The following is a 14,420-nucleotide window of genomic DNA, read 5'->3' on the forward strand; positions in this document are numbered from 1 at the left end:
TTATTATAGGGTTTCCTTCAGCCACTTAAAAAATTCGTGTTGCCATACGAGTGCATTTTGAGGGTTTAATACCCAGTGGTTCTCTTCAGGGAAATATAATAATTTGCTTTTCAAGCCTAATAGTTGTGCTGCTTGGTAAGCACTTAACCCTTGTTCAATTGGCACTCTGTAATCTTTTCCACCTTGAATGATTAACATTGGAGTATTCCATTCCGCAACCTTGTTCACAGGATTAAATTCATTATAGGTCTTTTGTGCCGTTTTATTGTCTTTGTCCCAATAGGCTCCTCCAAAATCATAATTCACAAAGAATAATTCTTCGGTGGTGCCATACATCGATCTGGTATCAAAAACACCATCGTGAGAAATAAAGGTTTTAAAGCGGTTGTTGTGAATTCCGGCTAAGTAAAATATAGAATAGCCACCAAAACTGGCACCAATAGCACCCAATCGGTCGTTGTCTACATACGATTCTTTTGCGATATCATCAATAGCAGACAGGTAATCGTCCATCACTTGGCCTCCCCAATCTTTACTAATATCTTCATTCCATTTTACACCATGTCCTGGCATACCACGACGGTTAGGAGCTACGACAATATAGCCTTGTGACGCCATGAGTTGGAAATTCCAACGGTACGAATAAAACTGAGATAAGGGAGATTGTGGTCCACCTTGCGCATATAATAAGGTTGGGTATTTCTTTGTCGCATCAAAATTAGGAGGTAGAATAACCCAAACTAACATTTGTTGGCCATCGGTTGTGGTGACGTAGCGTTTTTCGACTTTAGGTAAATCGACACTATTGTATAAATCTTTGTTAATGTTGGTGAGTTGGGTAAAGCTTTTCTTTTTTAGGTTGAAATTATAAATATCAGCCGCATGGTTCATGTCGGTTCTGGTTACCACTAAGGTATTGTCTTTTTGAGCGATAATACTAGTCACATCAAATTGTCCTTCCGAAAGTTGTTCTACTACCGGAGCGATACGTTTTTTACCTGGATAATTCACTTTAAAAAGTTGAATGGTGCCGTCTACAGGTGCTGTGAAATACACCGTGTTGCCATCGTTACTCCATAGAAAGCTTCTGACGGTGCCATCCCATTGTTGGGTTAGGTTTTGTTGTATGCCGTTGTTTAAAACGATGATATCGTTTTTATCGCTTTCGTAGCCATCGGTTTTCATTTGTAACCACGCCAATGCACCCGTTGAAGCAAACGCCGGATTGGTATCGTAGCCTTTGTTATCTTCTGTAATGTTCTCCGTGGTTTTATTGGCTAAGGTGTATTTGTAAATATCTGTATTGGTGGTGGTAGCATAGGCTTTGCCTTTTAGCTTTTTACTGACGTAGTAAATGGCTTTACTGTCTGGCGACCAGATATAATCTTCATCACCACCAAACGGTTTTTGAGGGGTGTGATAAGGTTCGTTAGGCATAATGTCTATGGCTGAGGTATCCTCAGCACCGACTTTTTTATAAAACAAATGGTTGAAACTGCCATCGCTCCAGGTATCCCAATGGCGAATGTCTAAGTCTGAAAATATATACACATCAGACTTGTCTAGATGCTTGTAAGCGTCTGTTCCCTTTATGTTTTCGATATGAACTTCGTTGTTAAATAATTGATAGTTACCATCGGCAGAGGTGTTTTTGTCGGTTGCTTTGACGTCTTCCTCTTTTATTTCTACGATAGCACCACCATCTACAGGCATTTTAAAGTACTTGGAATCGTAACTATTGTCTTCAATGTTTGGTGTTTTTACCTTAAAAAATAGGGTCGTTCCTTCGCTATCTAAACCCATAACACTAAGGCGTTCTACTTGCCATAATAATTCTGGGGTCATTGTTTTTTGTGCGATCATTAGGTTGCTTGTCAGGATTAATGTGAAAATAAAGAGGGTGTTTTTCATAATGGCTCATTCAATTATTTGCAAGTGTAAAGTTAAGAAGATTTTTCCATTGCATGGAACTGTAGTGTCAGTCTTCTGTGTTTTTGCAGTAGGTTGATGGGGTGTATTTCCGACTTCGTTGCGGTGGATTAGTGGTAATTTGGGGTAAAATGCTTCTAGGCCTTGGTATGACTCGCTTTAACGGTGCTTTAACCATATTATAAGCACGGTATAACCACGCTATAACCTGTATTTTTGGATGTGCGTTTTTTGCATGACCATGGGTAGCGTTTTGGTGTAACGCTAATTGGATTGGACGCGTTATGTTATTGAATTGGAACTCGGATTTAGAACCGTATGCTGTTGCGCTAGGTTATTTTTTTAAGGGAATTGTGATACCAACGGCCATGGCTCCAACGAATTGTTTTACAGAAGGTTGAGAGTAATAGGTAAATCCAACATCGACATTGTTGTTTTTTCCTAATTCCAGTCCGAATGCAATCGGGATGTGATAGATGATGCCGCCTTTATCAATATCATAGTAGTAGGTGAAGGTTTGAAATTTACCGATGGACGTGCCTATTCCTAGTTCAAGATAGGGAGCTACCCATGGAATTGGTGCTCTAAGTCGCGCTTTTCCTCCAAGTAAAAAGGCTTTGGATTCTGCTATTTCATCGGTGGGGTTGTTATTTAAATCTTTACCATTGGAATTGGTTATGATCACACCAGCATAAGGTCTTAATTCAAACCAAGACCTGACTTTTAGTACGAGTTCTCCTTGTAGCAACAGACCGCGATCAGCCACGTCGTCCATACTGTCATAAGGGACACTAATGCCGTATCCGATGATGGCATTTATTGATTTTTCCTTTACAAACTGTGCGCTTGCTATGTTTGAAGTAATAAGGACTATGAGGATTATTAGTGCTTTTTTCATGAGGTGTGATTAGGTTTAGGGTAGGGATGGTTAGGTGGTTTATGGAACTAATTTAATGAATAAATTTGAAAATAAAATTCGAGAGGATTTTAGTAAGTAGGCTAGAACTAGCAATAAATTATATACGGTGTTGTGCAACGTTTTTATACAACTGAAACTCTAGTTGATGACGATATGTCTCTTTTCAATTCAGTTTTCAATTCTTTTGATTCTATATGTTGAAAATCTAAAATCTTGTTTCTCATTAATGATTGGATATCTTTTTTTCCTCTAATATTTAATAGGTTTATTAATAGTTGAGATTTAGACTTTTTACTATGATATATTACAATAATTTTCTTTTTCCTTGATTTAGATTGATTAATAAAATCAAAAACTTCATTAATATAATCTGCATCAGAACTATCTAATGAATGACCAAAAAAGAAAAAATAAAAGTTAGAATTTTTTCTTTTTTCATATTCTCCAATAAATTCAAAATCAGTACTATTATTCAGTTTTTGGAAGTATTTAGTAAATGGCAAAAAGAATCTCTTGTCTAAATCGTCATTTGGTATTTCATTGATACCTAAAACTATTTCATTTGATAAAGAGTCTATCTTACCGTGAAGAAATTTGGTTTTATTTATTCGTTTATAAATTTTTTCAAATGTTGGTGTGTAGTTAAATGTATAATGTTTTGAAATAGTAGAGAATAAGGTTCTATCAAAGCGTTTTTTTGGATTGTCATAAAACGGAAAAACAAAGACCTCAAAATAAAGATTGAATATTCGTTTAAAAACATTTAACTCTTCCGTCAATATTTTTGTTATCGCACTTATGTCAACATTTATATAAAAATCATATTTCTTTATAAAGTAATCTAAATTTAAAGTGATAGTATAATCTTTATCTACAGATATAATATTGAAGCTATTTAGTACTTGAATTATCTCAATGTCATTGTTAAACAATTTTGTGTTGTATGTGATATTGTCTTCTGAAAGAGAACCTTTTGAGAATATATTTTCTTTTATGTAATTTATTGATGAGAATAAAATATTTAGAACATATTCAATTTTATTTTCAAAGTCAATCCATGTTTCTATTTCTAACTCGTTTTTGAAAAACTGAAACCATAAATTATCTTGAATATTCTGTCTTAATAGCTCGGTTTTTTCTAAATCAAAATCGAATTTTTTATAATATTCTGAAAGTTTCTCAAAGTTATTACTATGCGAATAAATAGTATCAAAATTAGGTTCTTCGTAACTATTTAAAGAGTTCAAAATATTAATGAATTCATTGTAAGATGTGGGCAAACCAAAACTCAAATCAAATCCATTTCCTGTTATTAATATTTTAGGCATAGTTTTTTTTCAAATGTTGCACAACTTGTTAGATGAGTACAATCCCTCACGATATCCCTTTTTTTAATTCCGGATAATAAGAGCTATTGCACTTCATTCTTAGTTTATAAAACTACGCAATACTTTGCAAAGTTTAGTACGTGACTTTACGTACATTTTGATAAAAATAAGATAGTTATGAGACTTATGGTTACTGTTTTCCGTAATGGTGTAAAAAGAAATAAGCGATTGCTGAGCATTTTAGATGGTGGTTGTAGACGTAGGGTGGCTTTTGAAGCTGCCTAAATGATGTATATGCTCATTGTAAATAGATTGATGCTTGGTTGTGATGCTTCTCGATACATGCCGACAAAAAGGTCGGCACACTCGAAGTGACGGTTTGGGAGGGGTTTATATGTGTTGGTATATAAGTTACAGATAGATCCGAGCGCAGCGAATTGGTGAAGCTATATTCTGTGAGGATTTTGGTAAGTAGGCGAGGACTAGCTATAAATTATATGCGGTGTTAGGCAAAGTTATTTTTTCGGTTTTACAATTATTAAATCCTCAGAATTAATTCCTTCTTTAATAAATAATTCAGGTGTTTCTTCCTCGCTGATATTTTCTAGCATAAGAAGTGCTTTAGCTTGTTCGAAAGATTTTTTGACAGATAAACCAAAACCGATGGAAGAATAAAATTGAGATGAAAATATTCTTGCAGCTTCGTCTCCGATTGAAGTATTCATTCCAATTGTTGCTTCAACATATTCAGATACCGCTTCGGCCTGATTTTTAGAATAACAAGTGTTGAAAAAGACTAATCTAATTCCGTCTGATGAAGCCATAATTGTTTGTACAATTGCCTCTTTACTAACTATTTTAGTTCTACCATCATTAGTTTGAAAAATGATTTCATCATTATCAGATCCGTGTCCGCTAAAGTGAATTATTGATGGTTTGTACTCATTAATAGCTTGTAATAAGTCTATCGGTTGAACTGCCCAGCAGGTTTCAAACTTAACAGAATCTCTATGCTTAGATTTCCGTATCATTTCAGATATTGCTCTAGCTTCTTCGTCTAATCTTAATTGTTGTTGGTCAATTGGATTTGATGCAAGAAATAGGACAACAATTTTTTCAGGAATATTTTTTAATTCTTCAATTTGATATCGTGTTTCGGTATGTAAATTATTATGATGTTGAAGTGTTGAACCAATATTCCTAAGGTTTTGTTCTTGTTCTCTTCTTAATTTATCTGCTTCAGCTTTTCTTTTTTTATCAATAGAAGCTAATTCCTTGTCAACTTTAGTTTGAGCGTCTTGAATTTCTTTATTCTTTTTTCCAATCTTAGTTTCTATATCCGCTATTTTCTTGTAAGAATTAGCAAGGTCTTTTTCATATCTAGTTATCTCTCTTAGTTTAGATTGAATTGTACTAGTTGATTTAGTCCGATTAATAGCTTCACTCGCTCTATTAATTTTAATTGTTGTATCGGATATTTTTTTTTGCTCTTTGGCTTTATCTGTCAAAAGCTTAGTCAAATCGCTTTGTTTTCTGGATAGATTATTTCTGTGTGAATCAATTAAAGCCATTTTTTTAGTTTCGATTTAATTTTGCCTAACGTGTTATAAGAGCACAATCATTCTAGTTATCCCTTTTTTAATTCCAGATAACAAAAGCTATAGTACTCCATTCTTGGTTTATAAAGCTACGCAATACTTTGCAAAGTTTAGTACGTGACTTTACGTACATTTTGATAAAAATAAGGTAGTTATGAGACTTATGGTTACTGTTTTCCGTAATGCTATAAAAAAAACGAAGCGGTTGCTGAGCATTTTAGATGGTGGTTGTAGGCGTTGGGTGGTTTTTGGAGCTGTCTAAGTGCTGTATACGATCATTGTAAATAGATTGATGCTTGGTTGTGATGCTTCTCGATACATGCCGACAGAAAGGTCGGCACACTCTAAGTGACGGTTTGGAAGGGTTTTATATGCGTTGGTACATAAGTTGCAGATAGGTCCTAGGGCAGAAATCTTGTGAAGCTATATTCTGCGAGGATTTTGGTAAGTGGGCTAGGACTAGCACTAAGTTATATGCGGTGTTGTACATAGTTATTTTATATTCCAAATTTTTATAATACTATCAACTTCCTTTTCATTTAATTCAGTTCTTTCACGTGGTTCACTATTGTAAAATATTTTTCCAGTTCGTGTTATTATCGAATCATTAATTACCTCACAGTATATGTTAAATTGTCGAGTTCTACCATTAGTTTCCTTTTTCCTAAAAGCATCCCATTCTTCATCCAAGACATAGTTTTCATTTTCAGAAGGAATTACATTTTTCCAAGCGTGAAGAACTTCATTTTCTTTTGGTTTCTGTCTCCAGGTTTCCCATCTATTTCCGAAAAATTCATCGTGTCTATTTTCGGCACTCATATTGTCTTTAATAATTGGGATATTCAAAGAATTTCTCAATTCGTTAGCATTGATTCCGTAATTCAGATTTTCTATCTTTTTTTTGTTGTCAAAGTAGTCGTACGTCAAGTAAATTCCGAAAATCAGAAGTATAATTTTTAAGAAATGTTTTTTCAGATTAAGGTTTTTCATAATTATGTACAACGTGATTGAGTATGGTTTACTTCGTCTGTTCGCTGCGCTCGGGTGTTGCGTGGTTTAGCAACTAAGTTAGTAAACATTCACAAGTAGAGAAGAATACAGCAATTAATTATACACGGTGTTGTAGCACGTTTTTATTTTTTGTTATTCCATTCTTCATTTTCTTTCCAAATACTTTCTTCGTCTTTAATTTCAAAACGATATTTATTCAAATTGTCAATCAGATGAGTGAAATCGGAAGATTCTTCAATCTTATGTTTAAAAAAATCGGCATCTACAAACTGTGTTAAAATGTCATCATCCTTATCAATACAATTTTTAATTTCTGCTTTGAGGTCAGTCAGATTATAAGTTCCTATTTGTTTCCAATTTAGATTTACATCAAATGATGGGTTATAAATTGTTTTCGCCAAGAATCTATTCCATTTAGTGTTTTTGAATTTATCAGCTTTTTGCTCCAAAGTCAATATTTTCATATCGCTAGAATACATTTCCGAATCATCATTTTCTTGTATCAAGCTGTAAGCACTTGCTTTGTTAAAAAACTTGATGGTTTCGTCATTGATAATTTCAATTCCTCTGTTTTTGTAGATACAAATTAGAGGAAGTTCAGGCTGTTCAGATATTTGATTAATGTTCGTCATTCAAATGTGCTACAACTTGTTATAAAAGTACAATCACTCACGTTATCCCTATTTTAATTCCGGATAACAAAAGCTATAGCACTCCATTCTTAGTTTATAAAACTACGCAATACTTTGCAAAGTTTAGTACGTAGCTTTAGTACATTTCAATAAAAATAAGGTAGTTACAAGATTTATGGTTGCTGTTTTCCGTAATGGTATAAAAAAGTTAAGCGGTTGCTGAGCATTTTTGATGGTGGTTGTAGGCGTTGGGTGGTTTTTGAAGCTGTCTACGTGCTGTATACGATCATTGTAAATAGATTGGTGCTTGGTTGTGATGCTTCTCGATACATGCCGACAAAAAGGTTGGCACACTCGAAGTGACAGGGTGGGAGCGTTTTGTGTTAGTTACTATTTTGCAATTAATAACTAAAGTCAGTCCGAGTGTTTTGAGTAGGAGAGAACAAGCAATTACCTATAGCCATTGTTACCACACGTTATTTTTTATTACAGTTAATGATTTACAATTAATTTTAAGGTCTCAATTTTATGATCTGTTAAAAAAACTCTCACAAAATAAATTCCATCACTTAGTTTGTTGGTATTATAAGTAATATTAGATACTTTTCTATTGGATTCTTTATGAATACTTTTTCCCGATAAATCCCAAATTTCAAATTTTTCAATATTTGAATTTGTAATTGACTCAATTGTAATATAATTTTCAGATGGATTAGGGTAAAGTCTAACTATTTGAGAATTTCCATTTTCAGTAATTTGATAATTATTGATACTTAAAGTTGAGGCATCAATATCTGTTACATAAAGCTCATTACCGCTAATATCATTTCTTGCTCTAAAATATAGATTATTATCCGTTGCTCCCATTTCTTCTATCGAATTATAATTCTCAAAGTTTGGACCGTTTAGAATATTTACATCTAATTGCAATGGTACATTTAGATTATCATTGGTTATCCATATTTTATGCGGAAATGATTCGGCCAAATAGAGTAGATTATTATTGTAGCAAGTTAAATTACTTATATACGAGAAATCTGTAGTGTTAGACCCTGCTATCTGTTGCGTGGTAATTCCGTTAGTTCTCCATAATTCTTGATCTATTCCAAATTTATCTTCAGCTAAAAAATAAACATATCCTCCACAAGTAGTAATTATATTGATATCAGTATTTGGTATTGCTATTGATGAATCTGTAAAGGCATCAAATAGTTGTGCGGTACCATCAATTGTTCCATCAGTTTTATAAATAACCTTATTAGAGAAGTTTACAGGATGGTTTGCTACAAAATAGATTTCATTGTTTAAGAGTGTGGTAAACTGGATGTTACTATCTATATTATCTCCAAAAGACTGTAAATGGCTAGTGCCAGAGGCTGTACCGTCAGAAATCCATACATCATGTGGACCATAAGTAGTTCCAGAGGTTTCTGCAACTATTATTAATTTATCATTAACAGCCTTTAAAACTCTCATATCGTTTAAATTGATTATTTTATTTGTTCCAGATTCTGTGCCATCTGTTGTCCATAAACCAGAGCCAGAATTATCGTTAGCAATAAAATATACTGTATTGTTCATCATTACAAATTCCCTAGCATGACTACCATAATTATAGTTTGAACTGGTATTGATGTTTTTTATCATATAAGTGCCTGATTCGCTACCATCACTTCTCCATAGCTCAGAACCATTAATCCCATCATCAGCACTGAAGTAAAGAATATCATCCAGAACTGTGAATTGCTGATAGTCTTGCATACTACTTTGGCTGTTAGTTCTGATATCTTTTACCATAAAAGTACCACTTTCAGTTCCGTCACTTCTCCATAGTTCAAAGCCATGTGTGCCATCAATTGCGCTAAAATATAATATACCATTCATTTCTTTCATTTCAGAATCATCATCGATGCTGTTATATCCAGGGTTTATATCTTTTATTAGTTGTGTCCCGATTGCTGTTCCATCACTTTTAAATAATTGGCTACCATATTCTGTTCCTCTTGCTCTGAAAAAAAGATTTCCATTAACATTAGTGAATTTTGAAGCATTGCTACTATTTGAATAGTTTAAATCTGCAAAAAATGATGTTCCGGTAATCGTTCCATCAGTCATCCATAATTCATTACCGTTTGTTTCATTCTGTCCCGTCAAAATAGTAGAATTATTAACAGTAACGAAACTTTCTTCTAAACCAGAAATGTTACTATCTGTAATATTTGATAATTCAAATGTTCCATTTGATGAACCGTCACTTACCCATAGTGTTCGATCAGACGAATTGGTACTAGTTGTAAAAAAAAGAAGCTTGTTATTTACATTGTCTAAATGGAATTTTTTAATCCATACTGATGAATTCCCGTCATTAATATCCTTAAGTAAAGTTGTACCCGTTTCTGTTCCATCTGATTTCCATATTTCAGTTCCATGAACATTGTCGTCTGCTAGGAAGTACACTTCATTGTTGAATGATATATATTGGTTATTAGATGATATACTATTAAAATTTGTATTGTTTATGTTCTTTACCATTGATGTGCCTGCTTCGGTTCCATCGCTTTTCCATAGTTCCGTTCCGTTTATTCCATCATTAGCTTCAAAAATTATAAAATTGTTAATGGAACTACCTTTTAATGAATAGGCACTTGAGTTAGAACCTGTTTTTATATCTTTAACGATAGTTGTTCCTGATTCTGTCCCATCACTTCTCCATAATTCGTTACCATTAGTTCCATTGTCAGCAAAAAAATAAAAGAAGTTATTCAAGGATAAAAATTGAATTCCACTACTTAATCCAGAATAATTTGCATTAATGTCTTTTACCATTGCTGTTCCGGCTTCTGTTCCATCACTTTTCCATAGTTCAGTTCCATTTACCCCATCATTAGCTGTAAAATAGATAATGTTATTAAAAACGAATAAACTATTTGGACTTCCATTTCCGTTTGAATTAATATCTTTTATCATTATTGTCCCAGCTTCTGTTCCATCACTTTTCCATAATTCATAGCCATCAACATCATTGGTGGCGGTAAAGAATAGTGTTCCGTTAAAATCTATCAAATTTGTAGGGCCGATGTAAGAACTGTTATTATTGGGGAGAATATCTTTAATCATTACTGTACCATTTTCAGTTCCATCACTTTTCCATAATTCCGAACCGTACACTCCATCGTCTGCTGTAAAATAAAGCGTATTGTTGACAACAACTAAAGAACTTGGACTCGATGAGTTTTGACCTTGTTTTATATCCTTAACCATTAAAGTTCCGTCAGAAGTTCCATCTGAATACCATAATTCCCTACCGAAGTTTTCAAATGAACCATCTGTAGCAGTAAAGTAAAAACCATTTTGAAAAGCTACAAAGGTTTGTGGGTCGCTATCTTCGTGAAAATTTATTTCAATAAGACTTGCATCTATTGTCTGGGCTGTTAAAATTCTAGTAATGAAAATAAATAATAGAAAAGTAAAATTGTATTTCATAGGTTTGTTTTTTTACGTAATTTTTGTTTAATGTGTGGTAACTAGTTATAATAGTACAATCACTCATGTTATCCCTTTTTTAATTCCAGATAACAAAAGTTATAGCACTCCATTCTAAGTTATAAAACTACGCAATACTTTGCAAAGTTTAGTACGTGACTTTACGTACATTTTGATAAAAATAAGGTAGTTATGAGACTTATGGTTACTGTTTTCCGTAATGGTATAAAAAAAACGAAGCGGTTGCTGAGAATTTTAGGTGGTGGTTGTAGGCGTTGGGTGGTTTTTGGAGCTTTCTAAGTAATGGATACGATCATTGTAAATAGATTGGTGCTTGGTTCTAATGCTTCTCGATACATGCCGACAAAAAGGTCGGCACACTCGAAGTGACGGTTTGGGAGGGTTTTGTATGTGTTGGTACATAAGTTACAGATAGATCCTAAGGCAGAAATCTTGTGAAGCTATATTCTGTGAGGATTTTGGTAAATGGGCTAGGATTAGCAATGAATTATATGCGGTGTTGTACGCAGTTTTTTGTTCAGGTGTATTCCAAATATTTGTTAATAAAATCAGAACGTTTTATAATTCTATTTTCTTGATACCAATACATTAAATTAGATTCTAAACCATTCAAGTTGTCAATGAATATTGGAAAAGACATATAGTCGATAAAACTTCTCCAATATAGTTTATTCAGTCTAACAGGTGAGTAATTATCTTTTTTTACACTTATATAAGAAATGTTAAAATCTGAATACATTTTATGATATGCGTTATAATCATATAGTTCATTACAGATTTTTTCGAACAGATAAGATAGTTCAGATTTAATTTCTAAAAAGTTCTTATTAGTATCAAACTCATATTCAAAATAGTTGCCATTGCTTACTTTAAAGTCTATTAAATTTTTGTCATTCTTTAAATCCAATAGTAATTGGTTTCTGAATAAGGTTGCTTTAAATGCGTCCATATCATATAGGGAAACTAATGGACTATATGCTGGTATTGAAAAGTATAGAACAAACTGTTTTTTGTTAAATTGATAAGTTATACTTGATTTTTTTGCTAATTTTTCTCCATTCAAAATCCAAATCATATTGTTTTCCCCATAGAAATTTTCTCTTTCTTCAATTTCGGCGATGTTTATTGGTGAGTTTTGGACTTCAATTACTAAATTGTTATTAAGTCTTAAATCAGCACGATGAGATTTACCATTAGTTTTCTTTATGGAAATTTCTCTATACTGTTTAGGAAAAAAATTTTGCCATTTTAAATGCCATTCAGTTATTGGTTCATACCAACTGTCACATTCGTTTTTAGCCTTATGAGACCAATGTTCTATTTTGAATGAACCTTTTTTTCCAATCACAACAGAACCACAGTCTGGACATCTTGCTCTTTCTCCAGAAACCGAAACCTCTATTTTTTCATTCTGTTCATCGTAAGCGTATCTCATTGGTTTTGTTCAAATTGAGTAGAACGTGTTTGTATATGGTTTGTTGCGTGTTTAAGCACCTAATTTAGCAAATAATAACCAAATAGAAAATCCGCAAGGATTTTCGTAAGCAAGCCAAAACTAGCAATAAATTATATACTTTGTTGGCAAACGTTATTTATTTTTCCAATATCTTTTTACAAAATAAGAACTAATATTTTCTTTTAATAATTTAGGTAAAAGATAGAAATATTTTTTTCGAGAATATGTGGAATCTACTTTGTCTGCATAATAATCTGAATTGTTAAATTTATCACTCAAGTATTTATATTTTTTTAATACTCTAATGCTTTTAAATCCTTTTATATTACTTTCAATTAAGTTTCTTATAATCTTATATTGTTCTTTTGTATCATGATTACCACCGCCAACTATATCCCCATAATTTTCACGCCAAGTAACTTCATAGAAATCGGTGTTTTCTATTTGTTCATAATATTTTGATATGAATTCAATTTCTTGTTCTGGGTACATTTTATTTCCTTCGCCGGGAAATTCTCTTGCAATTTCTAATAAGACTTTATGAAATTTTATTCTTGGTAAATCCTCTAATGCTTCTTGTTTCATAACGTTAATGAATTCAGGGCCAAATAATAAATTTCCCTTGTGGTATAATTTCCCAACAGAAATGTAGCCCTTACATATAAATTCATTTTTAAATAATGCGTGTATTGCGAAACACGCATCTGATATTATGTAGTATATTCCACCTGGATAATTAACAGGAACTGTAATCACAATGGAATCCGAAAATTGAGTAAATTCTAAAGAATCATCAGCAATATTATTTGAGAATAGAGTTTCGATATACTCAAGCGTTTCCTTTAATTTTTTCACTTTATCCTCTTGATAAATCCGATTTGTAAATCCTAAAATATCAATAAATAGGATGATTCTTTCTTCGTATTTCACTTGCTTTTTTTAATGTTTGCCAACTTGTTATAAAAGTACAATCACTCACGTTATCCCTATCTTAATTCCAGATAACAAAAGCTATAGCACTCCATTCTTAGTTTATAAAACTACGCAATACTTTGCAAAGTTTAGTACGTGACTTTACGTACATTTTGATAAAAATAAGGTAGTTATGAGACTTATGGTTACTGTTTTCCGTAATGGTATAAAAAAACGAAGCGGTTGCTGAGCATTTTAGGTGGTGTTTGTAGGGGTTGGGTGGTTTTTGAAGCTGCCTAAATGCTGTATACGATCATTGTAAATAGATTGTTGCTTGGTTGTGATGCTTCTCGATACATGCCGACAGAAAAGTCGGCACACTCGAAGAGACAACATGGGGTCGCTTTATGTTTCTTAGTTTAAAAGAAGGTCTTAAAAAGGCACGACAATTCCAATACCAGATCTAAAACCGCTCCAGCCAGCATTTACACGATCTCCATCATCATCTTCTAAAGCAAAATCATTGTTTTCTTTTAATTTTAGTTCTCCGCCTAACACTAAGTCATAGCCAAGATTTAATCTCAATTTTACGACAGAAATAGGAATATCGTAAATGAATCTTATACCTAGTCCGATATCAATGGAATTAAAGTCAATGGATTCTGTTGAGGTTGTATTAGATATTTTTGAATAACTCTCTAAATCTAATTGGGTATAATTAACAAAAGCTCTTCCTCCGAAATAAAACACGTTTTTACTGCTGTTTTCTGATAGCTTAATTTGGTATTCTCCGCCAAATGTATACGCCTTTAATAGCTGAGTTAACCTAATTAGTCCGGAGTAATCTGAATACGATATTTTACCACCAGTAGAATTATAAGAAGCAAAAAACTGCGTACTAATATCCTCGATTTTTATACCAAACGAATAACCAATATTTGCTCCGAAATCATCATTAACGTCTAGATTTACCTCATTGATATCGTCTCTTAATTGTAGCTGAAAGTTTTTTAAATCAGTATGTGAAAACGTGTTATAATTGACTTCAACTATAGCAGAGATATTATTTTGAGCTTGTACATTAAAATATACAAAAGCCATTAGAAGAATAATAACTTGTGTTTTTTTCAT

10 protein-coding genes are annotated in these 14,420 nt (G+C 32.8%); all 10 read right to left on the bottom strand.

Features of this window, described 5'->3' with window-relative positions:
• Positions 1–3: 3 nt before the first annotated feature.
• The 10 genes from HM992_RS09135 to HM992_RS09180 all read right to left on the bottom strand — a co-directional run bounded on the left by HM992_RS09135 (position 4) and on the right by HM992_RS09180 (position 14,420).
• A complete protein-coding gene (locus HM992_RS09135; protein WP_179319443.1) occupies positions 4–1,911 on the bottom strand; it encodes a S9 family peptidase in 1,908 nt (635 codons plus the stop codon).
• A 352-nt stretch (positions 1,912–2,263) separates the two neighbouring features.
• The gene (locus tag HM992_RS09140) at positions 2,264–2,827 is read right to left on the bottom strand and encodes a hypothetical protein (RefSeq protein WP_179319444.1); all 564 of its coding nucleotides are present in this window, start codon (positions 2,825–2,827) and stop codon (positions 2,264–2,266) included.
• A 143-nt stretch (positions 2,828–2,970) separates the two neighbouring features.
• Entirely contained in the window at positions 2,971–4,176 is a 1,206-nt protein-coding gene (locus HM992_RS09145) for an AbiH family protein (RefSeq protein WP_179319445.1), read from the bottom strand.
• A gap of 515 nt (positions 4,177–4,691) precedes the next feature.
• Positions 4,692–5,747 carry a CHAT domain-containing protein gene (locus tag HM992_RS09150; protein WP_179319446.1) on the bottom strand — a complete coding sequence of 352 codons (1,056 nt, stop codon included), beginning with the start codon at positions 5,745–5,747 and terminating at the stop codon, positions 4,692–4,694.
• 519 nt (positions 5,748–6,266) lie between these two features.
• Positions 6,267–6,701, bottom strand: a complete 435-nt coding sequence (locus tag HM992_RS09155) for a hypothetical protein (protein ID WP_178984691.1) — start codon at positions 6,699–6,701, stop codon at positions 6,267–6,269.
• 206 nt (positions 6,702–6,907) lie between these two features.
• Positions 6,908–7,417 (bottom strand): hypothetical protein, encoded by a 510-nt coding sequence (locus HM992_RS09160; protein ID WP_178984692.1) that lies wholly within the window; start codon positions 7,415–7,417, stop codon positions 6,908–6,910.
• Positions 7,418–7,909: 492 nt separating this feature from the next.
• Positions 7,910–10,900: an ELWxxDGT repeat protein gene (locus HM992_RS09165; protein ID WP_179319447.1), complete on the bottom strand. Its 2,991-nt coding sequence runs from the start codon at positions 10,898–10,900 to the stop codon at positions 7,910–7,912.
• 538 nt (positions 10,901–11,438) lie between these two features.
• Positions 11,439–12,356 (bottom strand): competence protein CoiA, encoded by a 918-nt coding sequence (locus tag HM992_RS09170; RefSeq protein WP_179319448.1) that lies wholly within the window; start codon positions 12,354–12,356, stop codon positions 11,439–11,441.
• A gap of 153 nt (positions 12,357–12,509) precedes the next feature.
• A complete protein-coding gene (locus HM992_RS09175; RefSeq protein ID WP_179319449.1) occupies positions 12,510–13,307 on the bottom strand; it encodes a hypothetical protein in 798 nt (265 codons plus the stop codon).
• A gap of 414 nt (positions 13,308–13,721) precedes the next feature.
• Complete coding sequence (locus HM992_RS09180) at positions 13,722–14,420, bottom strand: hypothetical protein (protein WP_179319450.1); 699 nt, start codon at positions 14,418–14,420, stop codon at positions 13,722–13,724.

This window comes from Winogradskyella helgolandensis, from assembly GCF_013404085.1.
Lineage (GTDB): Bacteria > Bacteroidota > Bacteroidia > Flavobacteriales > Flavobacteriaceae > Winogradskyella > Winogradskyella helgolandensis.